Raw genomic sequence first — 17071 nt, 5'->3', positions numbered from 1 at the left:
CCTTTGGCGCAAGAATCCATACTCACCACTGAGCTCATGATTCAGTGCAACAGAGGGTTGAATTGCCAAGAGATTGTGGAGTCTTGCCAAGGCCAGCAGTTTGAAGACATCTCCTGAAGACAGCATTACATCATCACAAATGACACTGATGTAGTGATCCTAGGGCGGCATTTCTAGTTCACTCCAGACTGCATTCATCGCTTCGCCCATGCCTTCGCAAGGGATGCTGAGCTCTTCAAATCCATGTGGATTGCTCCCAGGCGGGAACCCTTTTCCTGTGAAATCCAGCATCACAACTCTGCAAGGCAAAGGCTGATCCATCACGAAGCAATGCTGACCTGCTGCCGAGGTGATCACCAACAGATCATCCGCCTTGGGTCCAGGATTGATCACAGGTTTGCCGTAAGCAATCGGATCCTGTTGATCAAGCTTTTGAACTGCCTCAAGCATTTCCGGCAGGAATTGGTCACTGTGGCTGCCCAGCACCCATCTCGCCCATTGCTGACGTTCAGCCTCTGAGCGGTCGCCCAGTAGCTCTGGAAACGTTTCGCTCATGCTGCTTGCAGGTCAGATTCAGCTGAGCTCATACCTGCTTGAGCGAGTGCAAGAAACGCCCAATCCGCCGCATAAAACCTGTTCAGTGCTTCAAGTGCTTCAGGGGTGAGATGTTCAGCTTTCAAGCCTCGCCAGGGATTGTCATGCTGAAGGTCTTGGGAAACATTTTGAGCATTGCCATTGATCTCGACTCCGCTGGCTGTTTGCCACTGCTGGATCAGTTCGTTGATGCTCTCCATTCCATGCAATGAGTGGTAACAGCCAGGGTCACTGCCCAGATAAGCCTCCTGGGGAATCGTGTGATGGCTCCAATCGATATGACAGGCAATCCACTGGGGAAGTTGCAGTGCAACAGCATTCATGACATAGACGGGGTCGGAGTCATCCGCGAAGCTGGCAACCCCGTGTTTGAGAAGAAGGTCACGGTGATAGTCAACAGCTTTGCGATAAGTGGCCTCATCGTCAGTGGTGGTTTCTAATTTTTGATCGCTTGCTAAGCGTGTAAGTTCCCGCAGATGGCTTCTGCAGGCCGAAACGAATCGCTCAACCGGGTCACGCCAGATCGCCATTACGGCGCGATGTTGGCCAACAAATTTGAATTCCTGCGGAGTCAGCCAGTAGGTGTGGGGAAGGGCTGGCATGTGTGGATCACAGAGCAACGGCTCGTCACGGCATCCCTGCAATTGCAGCCATACGCTCTTGATCGTGCTGCAGCCGTTTTTGGGCACCCAGACGATGGCTGCATCATCTCCGAGGGGCAGCAGCGGTGTGAGTGTTCCTCCAGCCTGCAGATGCATTTGAACGGAGGACCATTCGCTGCTGTTCCTGATCCGCAGACCAGGCATTGGGCCCTTGGCTTGCACTGTGGTGTTCATGCCGCCATGGCTTGATCAGTACCGGCAATGCCGATCCTGGGGTTGATCGTGCTCAAGGGCAGCGGACGAATACCGGACGGCTTCTGCCCCACCTCCTGCTTTTTGCGGCAAATGCTTTCCACGGCGACCTGGAAGGCCTGGGCCACGCTTTTGTCTTGGAACAGCCGAGCCTTGCGTTCACTGATCAACGACCGCATCTGTTGATAGAAGCTCTGGTCGCTCAGCAAGCGGCAGGAGATGGCCACGTAATCATCCACATCCTTGGCGATCAGTTCGGGCAGCTCAAGAACGTCGAGCATCGACACGGTGTGACGGCCGCGCATGAAAGCGGTTGGCAGTGTCACCACAGGGCAGTCGAGCGAGAAGGATTGCATGGAGCTGTTGCCACCGTTCCAGTCGATGGTGTCGATGGTGTGATGGCTGATCGCGAAAAGACCCATGAAGTCGACGTAATCAAGCCGCGGCAGGATGCGCAGGTGGTTGTCGATGTTGAGGCCGCGTTGTTCAAAGTGAGGGCGCAGAAGCTCATGCAGGCGATTGGCGATGCTGCCATTGCCTCTGGTTTCGCAGCACGAGCGTCTTGGCCTAATGCCATTGCAATGGGTACGGAGGCCACCGCTTCTGATGAAGCTCAGGCCATTGGCAGTTCAGCGAGTGCCATTGGTGAAGGAGCTCTTGCTACGGGTCGGCTTTCTTCTGCTTCTGGAAGAGGTGCCATTGCCTCTGGTTTTGCAGCACGCGGGTCTGGGCCCAATGCCCTTGCGGTGGGCGTAGAGGCAACCGCTTCTGATGAAGCTATGGCCGTTGGCAGTTCAGCGAGTGCCACTGGTGAAGGAGCAATTTCAACGGGTAAGAACTCGTCGGTAACTGGTCAAGGTTCCTTGGCGTATGGTTTCAAAGCCAGAGCAACGAATGACAACACGATCGCGGTCGGTAGTTCAGCTTTCGCCAATGGCACCAACTCTTATGCCATTGGTGCAGATGCGATAGCCAATGGACGGCAGGCACTAGCCATCGGTGCAGGTGCGCGCGCTGAAGGCTTTAACACCGATCTTGTCGCTGTCGGCACCAAAGCAACAGCACTGGGGACTAACAGCACGGCTCAGGGTGCGTATGCCTATGCCGATGGGACTAATGCGGTTGCGATTGGTACCTCTCGTGCCATTGGAACCGAGGTTGTGGCAATCGGTGCTCAAGCCACGGCCACCTATGACCGTTCCTCTGCCGTTGGAGCTGGAGCAGCTACCACCCGTAAAGACCAGATTGTTCTGGGAACGTTCAAAACAGAAGTGACCGCACCGAATCTGGCTGGTGATGGCACCGAAATCATCGCTGCTAATGAAGATGGAACCCTTCAGCGCACTTCAATGTCCTTTAAGCAGCTCGACAAAGCTGTGCGCAAGAAGCTTCCCAAGCTGGAGTCTGCTGCCAGAGGTCTTGGTCAGGCCGTGCAGGCCAGTGGTGCCATCGCCTCCGCGATGTCGGCGATTCCGGAAGTGACCCTTCAGGAAGATGAACCGGCTCGCTGCGGAGTGGGCACGGGTGCTTATGGCTCTCAGTACGCCATCTCCGCAGGTTGTGCCGTGAGAGTGGGCGATCGTTTGCACCTCAACGGTGCACTGTCGTACACCCCATCGGTGGATTACGAATATGGCTCCACCGCCTCCATCGCCGGCCTGTTGGGTTTCTCCTTCCCCCTTGGCAAGAGAAAAGAGTCAACCAAGGTGAGCTCTTCAGAGATCTCGGAATATCGCACCTAGATGAATGCCAGTTTCGTGGAGCTCAAGGATGATCTTCGCTCTCGCGATCAGCAGATTGATGAGCTGAAAGCCAAGCTTGAGGCTCTGCTCGAGCAGCAAAACGACAACACCAGCATGACTGGGCCAGGGTCTGAATCCACCGATGAGCTTGTGGCGCTGCTCAGAGAACAGATCAAACAACTTGAAGAGGAGAAGCGTTTGTCTCTTGAGGAGGATAAGCGCCAGAATCTGGTCATTGAGAAGCTCACCGAGCGTGACACTCAGAATCAGGAGCAGATTCAGGCTCTGGAAGAGAAGCTCGATGAGAGTGATAAGCGCTTCGGCAAACTCAAGCGTCAATTTGATGCGATCATGAAAAAGTTGGGTATGAATAGCGGCGGCAATGCAGGTTTGTAAATCATTCTCTCAAGCAGATCCTGAAGATCTGAACAATCCTGATTTCTTCTCATGCTGATTTCACGTCTATCAAGTTCCATGCGCGTTGAATCCCTGGCACTTTGTCTTTTGTCTGCAGCATTGATTCCTGATGCTGTTATTGCCCAGACGGCTCAGTCTCAGCCCTCCAGTGCTCAATTGACCCGTCGAATCAATGATGGATTTGTCAAGGGATGCCTTGCCGGTAAGACTCCCAATATTTCTAATCAGCGCGGTTATTGCAACTGCATGGTGAGCAGTTACAACAGTCGCTACGACGGCAAAACCTTGTCGGCCATCACTCAGTTAGCTAATCAGGCCGGCCAGCCCGGGGCAGCTCTGGTTGGGGTGATGATGGAGCCAGAAAAACAAAAGTGTGTGGCCCGCTTCTGATTGAGCGGTTCACTTTTTAATTGTGTGAATGTGAGCGATCACAACCGGCTCGTCTTTCGACAACGTGCTGGCGGTTCTTTGATGAGCTGATCTGCTGAGGGCGCACCCATGCACGGATGCATCGGCAACCCCGCTTCACGGGTTCATGACTGATCATGGGCACACTCCCGTGACTGGTTCATGCTTGCGTTGCGCCGTCTGTTCTGCACATTGCTGGTGGCTGTGATGCTGCTGCTGCTCACGCCGGCAGCGGCCAGCGCTCAGGTGCATGAGCATCAGGATGAAAACGGTGCTCCGATGCTGCGCAGCCTGGAGAGCCTGCGTGATCTTGACTATCAGAGCTGGCAGGCGGTGGCTTATCGCGTCGGCAAGCCTGGCAATCCAGTGGTGCTGCGCATCGTTGGTTACCCGGGCAAGATGCGCCTTGAGCACCCCACTTCGCTGCTGGTGCAAGCCGGAGTCAAGGAGTGGCAGCTCGATGACATCACGCTCGATAATCCTGTACTAGCCACCGACGGCCGTGAGGCGGCTGTGGAATTTGCCCTTGATCCATTGCTGAACGATCTCAGCAACAAGCGTCCATTGCGGCTGTTCCTGCCTGGTGTGTTCAACGAAATGCCAGTGCCTCCCTACGTGGTGGCTGAATGGCGTGATGTGCAGACCAAACCGCTCGGCTGATGGCTGCTCCGGCTTCTTCAGAGCAGCGCTGGATTCCCTGGATGCGCCGCGCCCTGCAGCTGGCAGCACTGGCTGAAGGGCGCACCAGCCCGAACCCACTGGTCGGTGCAGTTGTGCTGGATGCACAGGGGCGTCTGGTGGGAGAGGGTTTCCATGCACGGGCAGGTCTTCCCCACGCCGAACCGGGGGCTCTGGCTCAGGCAGGCTCCTCCGCCCGGGGCGGCACGATTGTGGTCACCCTGGAACCCTGCTGCCATCAGGGCAGAACGCCTCCCTGCACCGAAGCGATTCTTGCTGCAGGAATCCAGCGGGTTGTGGTGGCGTTAACGGATCCTGATCCGCGCGTTGCCGGCGGCGGCCTGCAGCGTCTGCGCGATGCCGGTCTGGAGGTGATCAGCGGCATCCTGGCTGCACAGGCCGCTGATCAGAACCGGACCTTTGTGCATCGTGTGCGCACCGGCCGTCCCTGGGGGATTCTCAAATGGGCCATGAGCCTGGATGGACGCACCGCCCTGCCCAATGGCGCCAGTCAGTGGATCAGTGGCCCGCGGGCGCGCGCCTGGGTGCATGAACTCAGGGCTCGATGCGATGCGGTGATCGTGGGTGGGGGCACCGTGCGGGCCGACGATCCCATGCTCACCAGCCGTGGCCGTCGCTCACCTGAACCGCTGCGAGTTGTGCTCAGCCGCAGTCTTGAGCTGCCCGAGTCGGCGCAGCTCTGGCAGCCATCCACAGCACCCACCCTGGTGGCCCATGCAACCGCCGAAGCGGTGGCGCTCGAATCGCAGCTCAATCGGATGGCCGCCTTGAAGGCCAAGGGTGTGGAGCTCCAGACGCTCGAGCGCTCTGAGCCTGAACAGCTGCTGCCTGAACTTGCACGCCGTGGCTGCAACCGGGTGCTGTGGGAATGCGGCCCCGCTTTGGCAGCTGCGGCCCTGCAGCAGGGGTGCGTACAGGAGATTGCGGCGGTGATTGCCCCCAAACTGCTGGGCGGAGAGCTGGCTCGAACCCCCCTGGGTGAGCTGGGCTTCAAGGCGATGGATCAGGTGCTGAGGTTGAACTGCGAGCCAGGCCGGAGCCTTGGTCAGGATCTGCTGCTGCAGGCGCAACTCAGTGCTTCTGCAGCTCCGAACTGATTCGCCCGATCAGAATTCCCATCACCACCGCCAGATACAACTGTCCGACCACACCTGTGGACACAGCCAACATCCGCGCCAGTGGATAACCGGGGGTGACGTCGCCGAAGCCAAGGGTTGTCAGACAGACGAAGGCGAAATAGTTGATCTGCGCGAACACTGGAGTGAGGAGCAACACGATGGAGTTGCCCACCATCTCGACCCCTGGCATGTCGATTGGCGCGAAGCTGCCGGGCTGGATTGTTTCGACGCCCGTCATCACCAGTCCAGAGGTCAGGCCCAGCAGCAGGTAACCAGCGGCTGCCCCCATCAGCACCCTGGAATTCACGCTTTGTTCGCTGGCCAGTCGCTTCACGAGGCGCACCACGCTCCAGCCCACCAGCAGACTCCAACTCACAACAAGAGGAATGGCGCTGAGGTACCACTGGAGCGGAGTGAACAGCCACACAAGCTGAGTCAGCAGCGCCACGATTCCCAGCGTTTGATACAGCCGGTCGGGCACGCTCAGCACCGGCTTGTGCAGCATCACCAGTTGGGTGAGCAGCAGGGCGATCAAGGCATAGCCGAGGTTGCCCAACCAGCTGATTCGGGGGAAGGCGAAACTCGCCATCACCAGCAGGCAAAGCAGCAGAAGCAGCTGATAGATCGTTTCCTTGCGTTGCCTGTGTCCGCGTTCCAGCTGCATCGTGTTTGCCACGCTCACTTCGAGAATGGCCAGGTTTGTCGGTGCTGGCGAGTTTCATCGCCATGATGTGGCGTTCGGTTCTCCGCCATCCCGCGGCGACCCGGCTTGGAATACCGGCTTTAGCCTTGGGCCAGCACAGGACGTGATTCATGCCGATCCGCGAGGACGACAACCGCCCCAATCGCCGCTTTGGAATCCTCAACCTGGTGCTGATCGGTTTCGGTGTACTGCTGTTGATCAGCAGCTTCGTTCCCAACCAGGGCATGCAGCAGGTTCCGCGAGTGCCCTACTCGCTGTTCATTGATCAGGTGAACGACGGTGCTGTCAAGCGCGCCTACATCACCCAGGATCAGATCCGTTACGAGCTGTCTGAAGCCGAGGAAGGAGCTCCCTCGGTGCTGGCGACGACGCCAATCTTCGACATGGATCTGCCGCAGCGCTTGGAGACCAAGGGCGTTGAGTTCGCTGCTGCCCCTCCGAAGAAGCCCAATATCTTCACCACGATTCTCAGCTGGGTGGTTCCCCCGCTGATCTTCATCCTTGTGCTGCAGTTTTTCGCACGTCGCTCCATGGGAGCCGGCGGAGCGCAGGGAGCACTGAACTTCACCAAAAGCAAGGCGAAGGTTTACGTCCCCGATGAACAATCGCGCGTCACCTTTGCTGATGTGGCCGGCGTTGATGAAGCCAAGGACGAGCTGGCTGAGATCGTTGATTTCCTCAAGTCGTCTGATCGCTATGCCGAAATCGGTGCGCGGATTCCCAAAGGCGTATTGCTCGTCGGTCCTCCGGGAACCGGCAAAACGCTGCTCTCCAAAGCGGTGGCTGGAGAAGCGGGTGTGCCCTTCTTCATCATCAGCGGCTCGGAATTCGTTGAGCTGTTTGTCGGTGCCGGCGCGGCGCGCGTTCGTGATCTGTTCGAGCAGGCCAAGAAAAATGCGCCCTGCATCATTTTCATCGACGAGCTGGATGCCATCGGCAAGAGCCGCTCAGGTTCCATGGGTGTTGTCGGTGGTAACGATGAACGCGAGCAGACCCTTAATCAGCTGCTCACCGAAATGGACGGTTTCGCCTCCAAGGACAAACCGGTGATCGTGCTGGCAGCCACCAACCAGCCGGAGGTTCTCGATGCCGCCTTGCTGCGTCCCGGTCGCTTCGATCGCCAGGTGTTGGTGGACCGCCCCGATCTCTCCGGACGCAAGACGATCCTGGAGATCTACGCCAAGAAAGTGAAGCTGGCCGAAGGTGTGGATCTCGATCGCATCGCTCAGGCCACCAGCGGTTTCGCCGGCGCTGACCTTGCCAATCTTGTGAACGAGGCTGCCTTGCTGGCGGCCCGTGCCATGCGCACCAAGGTGGAACAGCAGGATCTCGGCGAAGCGATTGAGCGAGTGGTGGCCGGTCTGGAGAAGAAGAGCCGTGTTCTCCAGGACGATGAAAAGAAGGTTGTGGCTTACCACGAGGTGGGCCACGCGATCGTCGGGCACCTGATGCCCGGCGGCAGCAAGGTGGCCAAGATTTCGATCGTGCCCCGCGGCATGAGTGCACTTGGTTACACCCTGCAGCTCCCCACTGAAGAACGTTTCCTCAATTCCAGAGAGGAGCTGCAGGGCCAGATCGCCACATTGCTGGGTGGTAGATCTGCGGAGGAAGTCGTATTCGGCAAGGTCACCACAGGTGCCTCCAACGATCTGCAGCGAGCCACGGATATCGCCGAGCAGATGGTCGGCACTTACGGAATGAGCGAAACGCTTGGACCACTGGCTTACGACAAGCAGGGTGGAGGTCGCTTCCTTGGCGGCGGCAATAATCCTCGCCGCACCGTGAGTGATGCCACGGCTCAGGCCATCGATAAAGAGGTCAGGGCACTGGTCGACACCGCCCATGACCAGGCGCTGACGATCCTGCGGCAGAACATGGCACTGCTCGAAACCATTTCCCAGAAGATTCTGGAAAAGGAAGTGATTGAAGGCGATGAGCTCAAGGAGATGCTTGATGCCAGCGTCATGCCTGAGGCCATTGCCGCCTGAGGCTTGACGGATTCGTGCTTTGTCCCCGATAACAATCCTTTGAAGTCAGTCCATGACGTCCGCCACCACCAGCGTTGCTGCCGTCCTTTCGGCACTGAGCGGCAACGACTATCTGTCGTCGGCGGATGCCACGGCTGAACAGACATCAGCCCTGCTTGAACTGGCCAGGCAGCTCAAGAGTGGTGATCGCAGGATCGATCTTGGTAATCGTGTTCTCGGCCTGATCTTCACCAAAGCCTCCACACGCACACGCGTCAGTTTCCAGGTGGCGATGGCCAGGCTTGGCGGCCAGACCGTTGATCTCAATCCGCAGGTCACCCAGCTGGGGCGAGGTGAACCACTCGAAGACACCGCCAGGGTGTTGAGTCGTTTCTGTGATGTGCTCGCTGTACGTACATACGCTCAGCAGGAGCTGGCTGATTACGCCTACTGGGCCTCGATTCCCGTGATCAATGCTCTCACCGATCTGGAGCATCCCTGTCAGGCTCTGGCCGACTTCCTCACCATGCAGGAAACATTCGGTGAGCTTCAGGGTCAGACCCTGACCTATGTGGGCGATGGCAACAACGTGGCCCACTCCCTGATGCTGTGTGGTGCTCTGCTGGGCGTGAATGTGCGCATCGCCTGCCCCGATGGCTTCGAGCCCCTGCCAGGAGTGCTCGATCAGGCCCGTTCTCTGGCTGTTGGTGGTGCAGAGATCAGCGTCAGCAGTGATCCTGCAGCTGCGGTGAGCGGAGCTCAGGTGATTTACACCGATGTCTGGGCCTCCATGGGCCAGGAGCAGGAACAGCTCGAACGGCAACAGGCCTTCCAGGGATTCTGTGTGAATGAAGCGCTGCTGGCTCAGGCCGATTCCCGCGCTATCGTGTTGCACTGCCTGCCTGCCCATCGCGGTGAAGAGATCAGTGCGGAGGTGATGGAGGGCTCCGCCAGCAGGATCTTCGATCAGGCGGAAAATCGCCTGCATGCCCAACAGGCGTTGCTGGCTGCTCTGCTGGGTGGTCTCTGATCAGTGAGGCCAGGCCTGGTGGGAGAGAGCAGGGGGTTTGATCCAACCGTGATTCTCTGCTGTTCACCGGAGCTTCACCAGAACCCCTGCTGATCTGTACCAGAGCCTTGCAGTGGGGTTCACCAGAGGAGCTGTGATCTTGAAGGAGTCGAAGGGGCTTTGCACCCAACCATTCCCTTCAACGAGCACTTCAACAAGCACTCCAACCAGCCATGTCCGTCAAATCCGTCGTCGTTTATGCCCTTTCCCTCACGGTGGGCATTGGCGCTGTCACGCATGCCAAGACTCAGCTGATTGAGCAGGCATTTCTGGAGACCAGAGACACCATCGAGCTCGCTGACGCCTCTCGCGCTGATCTTGAAGACCTGAACCGGTTGCGCAGCCGCCGCGGTGGGAGGCTCGTCGCTCAGGCAAGTCTTTAGCGTCGGCCAGATCCCATCAATTCAACCTTCGTCAACGCCTCGTTACGTTTGTTAACGTTTTGGCACTATCGGAACGATGATGTCTTCCTCCACTCCCAACACCCCCGACCCTCAGAAGGTCTTCAGTGAAAAGCTCAATGGCCGTGCAGCAATGCTTGGCCTTGTGATTGGTCTGGCCGTTGAGGCTGTCACCGGCAAGGGAATTGTTCAACAGGTCTGGGGCTTCAATGAGTCGACCAAGGGAATTGATTTCTCAGGTCTTCTCAGCTTCTTCAGCTGATTGATCAGCGGCTGCAGAATCGTGACGATCGGATCGCGTTGTGCCTGGTCATGACGCGATTCAAACGACCCTCTTGATCTTGAGCTCATGTCTGCGGATGTTTTTGGCCGTTTGGTTCAAGCCAGCAGTCCATCGCTTTCAGCAGGGTTCAGCTCTCTGAATCAATCGAGCTGACCAGAATGCCCGATGTCCCGGGAGTGTATTTTTTGTCAGCTGATGGTGCTGAAATCAAAGTTTGGTGAGCGCTGACGCACAAGCAGTGACAACAGCGCCTCGGTGATGCCATGACAAGGGCAGATGAGGATTACGGCTTGAACTCGACCCAGGTGCTGATCCAACAACCGCAGGAAGACACACTGATCGATGCCTTGAGAGGCTGCAGAAGTGCCACCGAGCTCAAAGCGCTTGAGCAACGGCTTGCAAGCACTGATTCGATTCCATTGTTCGACTGGATTTGCGACCTGCTCGTGCAGAGGCGGATTTCCAGAGGACTGGCGGCAAGACTTCTTGTTCAGCTGCACAACAACTGAGTACTGAAGAGTCGTTAACCGTCACCGCAGTAACGAATCTGAACCCCATCAGCGTTGAGCCATGGGCTCATCTCCATGCTTACCTCTTGTGTGTGCCATTTGCCGCCCTTCTAAGCCGATAACGTTGCAAAAATAGATGAAGTTACGTAAACACGATGGCTGAACAGCAATCCGAATCCAAGAGCGCCATGGAGGAGACCTTCGGGATGCAGACCTGGGTGGATGGCGAAACCTGGAACGGCCGGCTGGCGATGCTCGGTTTTGTTGTGGCCATCGCGCTTGAAGTGGCGGCTGGACAGTCACTGCTGCCAAAAATCTGGTGATTGTCACCGCACTCCAGTCAGCTGGAGTTGCTGTGACATACGCATTGGTCTAAACCAGTGTTCAATCCTGGTTTCGCCAGAGCCAACCTTGATGTGTCGAGGTTGGCTCTTTATATTTTGGTGTTTTCACGCAACGTTGCTCAGATCAGCTAACCAGTTGAATCACAGCTGAGTCGGTACATGGAGTCATGTCTGGAGATCAATGTTCTGAAAGTCGGTCATCAGGAACCACTGCCATTAGTTCATGATCGAGAAGCGAGATGCTTTCATTACCGTGGCGTGGTGATCGGGAAACTGGTTGTTGAAAAGAGTGTTTGCCTTAAGCTGATTCGATAGGGTTCAGTTAATCACGCTAATGGAAGATGATTTAAGTCGACACCTTGCCAAGTTGCTTCACTCGACTGAGGCTTATTCGAGCGAAGAATGTAACGGAGGAGCGGTCATCGAGCTGCTTTTTGATCTTCAGATCATGAAAATCGAAACTCTTGAGGATTTTCAGAAAAGACAATCAGAAGATGCCGTGAAAGAATTGATTCAGGAGTATCTCGATCGTTGAATATTCTTCCAGTTATAATTTATTATCAGCTGCAATTATCGTCAGGTACTAATTCAGCCAGTATTAATTTCTGTTCAGTATTCAGGCGGTTAAGTTCTATGGCTTTGTGAAGGATTATCCACCAGCTTTTCCATAATGAATTGTTGAATCAGGTTTCATGCAGACGGTTGATCTCCGCTTCTGGCGAGTCTGGGTGGATGAGCAGGGTGTAAGCCACCAGACAAGGCATGCATTCAACGACCATAAGCAATCTGTTTTTGCTGAAGGAGCGACTCCCCTTTGGAACGCCATCCACTACACCGGCCCAGCCACCATCATTACGCTCATTTTGATGCCAGGAGATCTAAAGGATTGGCACGAAAATCCCAGGCCTCAATGGATTATTCCTTTGAATGGAACATGGTGTGTTGAAACAATGGATGGGTGCATTGTTGAAATGGGACCCGGAGAGATCAGTTTCGGTGGTGATCAGGGAACACTGAACAACAAAGGCCACCGTTCATGGGCTGTTGGAGATACTCCTGTTGAACTGATGTTGATACAGGTTTCAGAACCACCGCCTTGGAATCCCTGTAACCCAATGTCTTGATCCTGTGCTGCAAGCAGTTTGATCGACGAAGGAGTTGGAGAGTGATCGCAAGGTGTGTGCATGACGCGTCAGAATTGGGATGGCTAACTCACGAAGTGCTGTTCAAACGCTGAATCTGATGAATAAGTACCCCACAGAATGGCATCTCGATGAAGCTGCCCTCGATTGGTTGGATCAGCTCCTTGACCAGAAGTATCGTCAAGGGGTTAATTCCAGCGATCTCTCAGCGCACGCCCGCGCACGAGAGATGATTGATTTGTGGCGTGCGCAGATGGGATCACGCCGCCATCATCAATGATCTGAACTTGTGCAATCGGTGTACCAACAAGTTTGAAAATATAGACTCAATAGCTTTGAACTTTGTGCTTCCAGCACAGTTAATGGTTGAAATTAATAGTGCGTCAAGTTTTGATTGAATTCGCTTGCACGCGCCAATCTTGTCGAGGCTGATTATCGTGGCCAGAGCATAATCACTAAAACTCCTGAAAGTGCAATACCTGCACCGATTAAGTCGCCGATATCCGGTAAGTATCCGTCAAACTGCCTTGCCCAGGCAAAAGCGAGTACGATAAAAAATCCACCATAAATGGCATAAACGCGCCCAAAATCTGAAGTGGGTTGCAAACAGGGTACAAATCCATAACCAATCAATGCAATCACTCCTGCTGCTGCATAAGTCCAGTTTTTATCTTCTCTGACAGTCTGCCAAACCAGCCAACCTCCGCCGACTTCAAGAAGTCCAGCAGCAATAAACAGGAGTATGGATAATGCAATTGTTTGAGGCGTCCAGATCAATGAACTTTCTGTAGTCTCTGCACTTAATGTTTCGGTGATCGGTTGACTTGCATCGCCATCAAGTTCTTCATTCATTGCCGATTGTTATCAGTTCTGAACTCTATCTAGCTATTGAGATCAGAATTGTCAGCGCCAAATGACACGCCCGATGGAAACGATGAAGGCTTCTTGAATGATTCTCCTCAAAAGTGGCTGCAGCGAATCACGGGAACGATCCTTGTAATCAGTATTGCTGAGTGAGATTTGTGGAGAATTTCCCTTTTGATCTGTCTGGCACAACCGAAAATAATTAAGTGATTCACTGCTGAAGCTGAATTGACAGGCAAAATTTAAGTGGAGATTTGAAAAGCCATGCTCTGACACTCAGCCTTGGCGGCGGCCACGTTGCTGGCATCAGGGATGTGTCTAGAGGGCTGCAACCGCGAGGCATCGACAACGATCCCCAATCTTTCCTCTTATGGAAGTCAGGTTCAGGGAGTTTCATGGTTTGACAAAGACTCCAAGGGAAAAAATAATCAGGAAGTGCCTCCAGGTTCGCTTTCTATCTAGACTCCAGCCTATGAAGGGATGAACCCGTTGGTTCAAAACAAAATTGATCAAATTTTAAAAGATCTGATTCAGCGTTTTGAAGGCTGATACAGCTCAGTGAATGTTATTTGGAGCAAATACTCAGATTCGAAGATTTATAAAAAATATTCTGCAAAAGTAAAAGATGGATTAGGGCCAGACTTACTGCTGGTTCATAATTTCATGATTCCAGCTCTTAGTAAAAGAAATGAAATAAAAGCAATACATCCGAAGAGTGTGAGGCTTAAGGAGCTGCGCCCAAGAATTTTTGCAGCCATCTAAAGTGAATGGAAAAATGTATGGAATTCCGTTCATTGTTAATGTTCAGTTGCTTTGCTTCAATAAACAAGTTGTTAAAAGTGCCCCTAGAACTTTTGATGACTTGATTGAAGCATCCAGGTCTGGTATTTCAACTGCGATAGGAGGAAACTTTCTTCAAACAATGTGTGGTTTGCCAGGATTCAATGCGAGATTATTTGGAGCAAAACCAAGCTCTCGTCAGGCACTCAAAAAGGGTCTGAGCGGCTGGATCACAATGCTCAGAACAAGTGATGAAGAACCCAATATGGCACTGTTTAAAAACCCATCACTGATGAAGCAATATTTTTCAGAGGGCAAAATCAGCATCATCAATTGTCAATCCATTGACTTGCCATACCTCAGAAAATCACTCGGTAAGGAGAATCTTGGAATTGTCGAGATGCCAACAGTGAACGGCAAAGAGCCTCAATCCAGGTTGACTGGGGCATCTTTTACCATTAATCCGTACACGAGCTCCAATCAGAATAAGCTTGCACTGCGTTTTAGCAACTATGCGATCAGCATTGACCAGCAGCAGCAGATTGCTATTAATTGGAACTCTCTTTTGCCCGTTAATCAAAATAGTGATTTCAATAAAGATCTTCTGCCAGTACTCAGTACTTCAGAAAAGTCTTTCATTAATTCATCTGAATTGACCGATGAAAAGCTTGAAATCATCAGCCTCAATTTTAATTCGATCCAAGATGTTTATCAAGATGCCACAGCAGGGCTGATCGACCCAGTGCAGGCCAGTAATGAAATTGTTGATCTTCTGGAGATTCAACAATGACACCCGCCAGTCAAATTGATCTGCAACCGATCATACGTTTTGCCAATGAGCTCTGGCTTGCCGTCAGCAGGCCAGCTGTCAGTACGCAGATTCTGATCATCTTTGCTGCGTTATTGTTCTGTGTGTTGCTTGAGTTCAAAGCCAAGATTGATTTTAAATCATTGAAAATACCTATCAAAAGAAGGGCTGTAGCCACTCTGATGGCTTTGGTTTTATTGTTGATGGTCTATGGCTTGATGGAGATCCTGAACAGACCCAATGGTTTGATTCAACAGATATGTTAAATGTTGCTGACTTATATCGCTTTAAGTGTTTCTTTTCAATTATTGATCCATATAGCAGGCAAAGGCAAAGCTGGTCAAATCATAAAATATAAGCGAAGGCTTTTTATGCCTGCTTTTATTGGATATGTTTTTTCAAGCTGATTCAAATATTTGGCGACCCAAAATCGTTGTTTGGTGCACCCATTATTCAGCTCTTTGGCACTCCTTTTAACCTTGGTGATGCACTCCTGCTAACAGTGGGGCTTTATTTATGGATTAATTTTTCATCGCTAGCTACGCAGATATTGCAATGGCTTTTTGGATCTGAAAAAATTGAAAGCCGTTAAATATCCAAAGCTATTTTCACTTTGCTTCGATACGGTCTTATTGGTTTTGGAATGTTTTTCATTGTCGGCACTATTGGCATCAATCCAACGGTGTTTGGTCTGTTCACCGGTGGTCTTTCTGTGGGGATTGGTCTGGGCTTGAAAGAAATTATCAGCAATTTTGTTAGCGGTATCTGGTTGCTGATGGAGGGCTCCACCAAGCCAGGATATGTGATCAATCTCAATCTGCTCGACAGCTCCAGTGAAGCTTTTCAAATTGCAAAAATAACTGAATGTGGGCTGAGAGCTGTAACCGTGACCAATGCTGGTGACCATTCCGAAAGAATCATTCCGAACAATTTGTTTTTTGCAAACCAAATCACAACTTATACCAAAAATCATAATATCATTGCGCAAAAATCATATTTTGGCGTCAGCTATGGAAGTGATCCATATCTGGTCATCAAGTTAATCACAGATGTTGTGACATCTTACCCAGAGGTTTTGTCTGATCCTGCTCCATCAACCATGTTCATTGCCTATGGTGATTCAAGTCTTGATTTTTATGTAAAATTTTTCATTCAGGATGTGATGGGAGGAATTCGTGTAACTAGCGAAGTGAATCTAATGATTTGGCAAGTATTGAAAGATAATTCGATTGAAATACCATTTCCACAGCGCACACTTCATATCCCAGGTTCGGTAGACATTCACACTCAAACTGTTCAGCAAAATCCATCCACGTAAGTTCTCAAATCTCGAGCATCAGGTTTCGATGAATCAGGTGAAATCCTTGTCTCTGTCATTTTTCCAAGGCTGGTTGCTGAGTTGATGCATCGTTCGTCTGCTGACGACCACCAGTCCACATGTTGGTGTCTGGCCCACCAGTCCAGGCTGATGGACTCTCTTTCGAATGCTCAGCCACAGTTTCGTTTTGGTTGTCCAGGCCCAGTTCAGAGGGAGTGACCGGTCCATCGGTTGCAATCATCAGCAGGCTGATCATCAGAAGCGCTCCCATCGTGTGCCTGCTGTTCCCCCTTTGATAGCCAGACAGACGCTGATTCGATCACAGAACCAGATGTGAAAGCCAATCGTTGCTGTTTGCACAATTGATCCCAAACGTGCTGAGTTGGCCACTTTCAGTGGCGACTGAGTTGCACGTGAAGGCAGAATCCAGTTCATGTCCATTCGACCCTCCTCTTTAACCGTCTCTGAAGAGAGGCCTCAGGGAGAAAGCTGGCTTGTCAACGGTCAACAGCAATTGGTGCTGCACTTCAAGCCTGATGTGTCGATGACCCATGGGCAGTGGGTTGAACTGAGAACGTACAGCTGGGTTCGCCCGCAGCCGCCGGTTCCACATTCCAGGCGAAAGCTCTCACACCAAAGTGCCAGTGAGACCTGGAAGCATCTGGTCAAGGTCGGTTGGCGTCGTTGTGCACCGCCAGTCCGTTAGTCGAAGCGTTGATCGTTGAGCAGCTGCCATCCAGAACTCGATGCTTTCACGACGGCAGGCTTGATCGGTGTCTGCAAGGCAGTGAGATCAAAGATCTCTTTGCCGCATCAGAGCCTGAAGAGCTTTTGCAAACTAAAGGGTGTTTCAAAAGCTGAACTGTTCAATTATCTCTGTTGATCCCAGCGCTCTGTTTTTGATCAGCTCATCTTTCAGACTGGCCTGGCTGCATAACGGAAACCTAGTTCAGGCCAGGAGAATCAAGGAAAAGGCCGTTTTAAGCGTTAATGATCATCTGCACAACTCCGAAAACGAACAGAACCAGAACGATCGAGGCCAGGAATGACT

Annotated in this window: 24 protein-coding genes; 18 read left to right on the top strand and 6 right to left on the bottom strand. The window is 52.9% G+C overall.

The window, feature by feature from the left end; translation table 11 throughout:
* Positions 1–159: 159 nt before the first annotated feature.
* Genes SIB83_RS03055 through SIB83_RS03045 form a run of 3 tightly spaced genes read right to left on the bottom strand, consistent with a single transcriptional unit; the run spans position 160 to position 1870 of the window.
* A complete protein-coding gene (locus SIB83_RS03055; RefSeq protein WP_413746749.1) occupies positions 160–555 on the bottom strand; it encodes a hypothetical protein in 396 nt (131 codons plus the stop codon).
* Positions 552–1430: a hypothetical protein gene (locus SIB83_RS03050; RefSeq protein WP_413746748.1), complete on the bottom strand. Its 879-nt coding sequence runs from the start codon at positions 1428–1430 to the stop codon at positions 552–554. Before SIB83_RS03050 ends, SIB83_RS03055 begins: the two co-directional genes overlap by 4 nt.
* The gene (locus SIB83_RS03045; protein WP_413746747.1) at positions 1427–1870 is read right to left on the bottom strand and encodes a hypothetical protein; all 444 of its coding nucleotides are present in this window, start codon (positions 1868–1870) and stop codon (positions 1427–1429) included. Before SIB83_RS03045 ends, SIB83_RS03050 begins: the two co-directional genes overlap by 4 nt.
* On the opposite strand from SIB83_RS03045, the gene SIB83_RS03040 reads away from it, so the two are divergent.
* The 5 genes from SIB83_RS03040 to ribD all read left to right on the top strand — a co-directional run bounded on the left by SIB83_RS03040 (position 1847) and on the right by ribD (position 5811).
* Positions 1847–3190, top strand: a complete 1344-nt coding sequence (locus SIB83_RS03040) for a YadA-like family protein (protein WP_413746746.1) — start codon at positions 1847–1849, stop codon at positions 3188–3190. The two genes, SIB83_RS03045 and SIB83_RS03040, sit on opposite strands and share 24 nt — an antisense overlap.
* Positions 3191–3586 (top strand): hypothetical protein, encoded by a 396-nt coding sequence (locus tag SIB83_RS03035; protein WP_413746745.1) that lies wholly within the window; start codon positions 3191–3193, stop codon positions 3584–3586.
* 78 nt (positions 3587–3664) lie between these two features.
* Positions 3665–3997: a hypothetical protein gene (locus SIB83_RS03030; protein WP_413746744.1), complete on the top strand. Its 333-nt coding sequence runs from the start codon at positions 3665–3667 to the stop codon at positions 3995–3997.
* A gap of 180 nt (positions 3998–4177) precedes the next feature.
* Positions 4178–4675: a DUF3122 domain-containing protein gene (locus tag SIB83_RS03025; protein WP_413746743.1), complete on the top strand. Its 498-nt coding sequence runs from the start codon at positions 4178–4180 to the stop codon at positions 4673–4675.
* Complete coding sequence (gene ribD / locus SIB83_RS03020; protein WP_413746742.1) at positions 4675–5811, top strand: bifunctional diaminohydroxyphosphoribosylaminopyrimidine deaminase/5-amino-6-(5-phosphoribosylamino)uracil reductase RibD; 1137 nt, start codon at positions 4675–4677, stop codon at positions 5809–5811. The genes SIB83_RS03025 and ribD overlap by 1 nt, the downstream gene beginning before the upstream one ends.
* Here the strand turns inward: ribD and SIB83_RS03015 are convergent.
* The gene (locus SIB83_RS03015; protein WP_413746741.1) at positions 5786–6508 is read right to left on the bottom strand and encodes a potassium channel family protein; all 723 of its coding nucleotides are present in this window, start codon (positions 6506–6508) and stop codon (positions 5786–5788) included. The two genes, ribD and SIB83_RS03015, sit on opposite strands and share 26 nt — an antisense overlap.
* 137 nt (positions 6509–6645) lie before the next feature.
* Here SIB83_RS03015 and ftsH point away from each other — a divergent pair, with 137 nt between their 5' ends.
* The 9 genes from ftsH to SIB83_RS02970 all read left to right on the top strand — a co-directional run bounded on the left by ftsH (position 6646) and on the right by SIB83_RS02970 (position 12530).
* A complete protein-coding gene (gene ftsH / locus SIB83_RS03010) occupies positions 6646–8523 on the top strand; it encodes an ATP-dependent zinc metalloprotease FtsH (RefSeq protein ID WP_413403567.1) in 1878 nt (625 codons plus the stop codon).
* A 52-nt stretch (positions 8524–8575) separates the two neighbouring features.
* Complete coding sequence (gene argF, locus SIB83_RS03005; protein ID WP_413746740.1) at positions 8576–9532, top strand: ornithine carbamoyltransferase; 957 nt, start codon at positions 8576–8578, stop codon at positions 9530–9532.
* A gap of 212 nt (positions 9533–9744) precedes the next feature.
* Positions 9745–9954: a hypothetical protein gene (locus SIB83_RS03000; RefSeq protein ID WP_413746739.1), complete on the top strand. Its 210-nt coding sequence runs from the start codon at positions 9745–9747 to the stop codon at positions 9952–9954.
* Positions 9955–10030: 76 nt separating this feature from the next.
* On the top strand, positions 10031–10234 hold the full coding sequence (locus SIB83_RS02995; RefSeq protein WP_413403562.1) for a hypothetical protein: 204 nt from the start codon (positions 10031–10033) through the stop codon (positions 10232–10234).
* A gap of 284 nt (positions 10235–10518) precedes the next feature.
* The gene (locus SIB83_RS02990) at positions 10519–10764 is read left to right on the top strand and encodes a hypothetical protein (protein WP_413746738.1); all 246 of its coding nucleotides are present in this window, start codon (positions 10519–10521) and stop codon (positions 10762–10764) included.
* Between the two features lie 155 nt (positions 10765–10919).
* Positions 10920–11087 carry a high light inducible protein gene (locus SIB83_RS02985; RefSeq protein WP_413403559.1) on the top strand — a complete coding sequence of 56 codons (168 nt, stop codon included), beginning with the start codon at positions 10920–10922 and terminating at the stop codon, positions 11085–11087.
* A 355-nt stretch (positions 11088–11442) separates the two neighbouring features.
* Positions 11443–11643, top strand: a complete 201-nt coding sequence (locus SIB83_RS02980) for a hypothetical protein (protein WP_413746737.1) — start codon at positions 11443–11445, stop codon at positions 11641–11643.
* Positions 11644–11800: 157 nt separating this feature from the next.
* Entirely contained in the window at positions 11801–12232 is a 432-nt protein-coding gene (locus SIB83_RS02975; RefSeq protein ID WP_413746736.1) for a cupin domain-containing protein, read from the top strand.
* 79 nt (positions 12233–12311) lie between these two features.
* On the top strand, positions 12312–12530 hold the full coding sequence (locus SIB83_RS02970) for a hypothetical protein (RefSeq protein WP_413746735.1): 219 nt from the start codon (positions 12312–12314) through the stop codon (positions 12528–12530).
* Positions 12531–12682: 152 nt separating this feature from the next.
* On the opposite strand, the gene SIB83_RS02965 is transcribed toward SIB83_RS02970, so the two are convergent.
* On the bottom strand, positions 12683–13102 hold the full coding sequence (locus SIB83_RS02965; protein WP_413746734.1) for a YnfA family protein: 420 nt from the start codon (positions 13100–13102) through the stop codon (positions 12683–12685).
* 775 nt (positions 13103–13877) lie between these two features.
* Here SIB83_RS02965 and SIB83_RS02960 point away from each other — a divergent pair.
* From SIB83_RS02960 to SIB83_RS02950, 3 genes are all read left to right on the top strand, one after another.
* Positions 13878–14684, top strand: a complete 807-nt coding sequence (locus SIB83_RS02960; RefSeq protein WP_413746733.1) for an extracellular solute-binding protein — start codon at positions 13878–13880, stop codon at positions 14682–14684.
* Entirely contained in the window at positions 14681–14968 is a 288-nt protein-coding gene (locus SIB83_RS02955; protein ID WP_413746732.1) for a hypothetical protein, read from the top strand. The genes SIB83_RS02960 and SIB83_RS02955 overlap by 4 nt, the downstream gene beginning before the upstream one ends.
* 347 nt (positions 14969–15315) lie before the next feature.
* On the top strand, positions 15316–16020 hold the full coding sequence (locus SIB83_RS02950; RefSeq protein WP_413746731.1) for a mechanosensitive ion channel family protein: 705 nt from the start codon (positions 15316–15318) through the stop codon (positions 16018–16020).
* A gap of 55 nt (positions 16021–16075) precedes the next feature.
* Here the strand turns inward: SIB83_RS02950 and SIB83_RS02945 are convergent, their stop codons facing one another.
* Complete coding sequence (locus SIB83_RS02945; protein ID WP_413403544.1) at positions 16076–16276, bottom strand: hypothetical protein; 201 nt, start codon at positions 16274–16276, stop codon at positions 16076–16078.
* Positions 16277–16453: 177 nt separating this feature from the next.
* Here SIB83_RS02945 and SIB83_RS02940 point away from each other — a divergent pair, with 177 nt between their 5' ends.
* The gene (locus SIB83_RS02940; RefSeq protein WP_413746730.1) at positions 16454–16726 is read left to right on the top strand and encodes a DUF1651 domain-containing protein; all 273 of its coding nucleotides are present in this window, start codon (positions 16454–16456) and stop codon (positions 16724–16726) included.
* Positions 16727–17071: the final 345 nt, after the last annotated feature.

This window comes from Synechococcus sp. MIT S9507 (genome assembly GCF_047304715.1).
Lineage (GTDB): Bacteria > Cyanobacteriota > Cyanobacteriia > PCC-6307 > Cyanobiaceae > Synechococcus_C.
The sequence above is the reverse complement of the archived record's forward strand: the minus strand, read 5'-3'. Positions and strand labels throughout refer to the sequence as shown.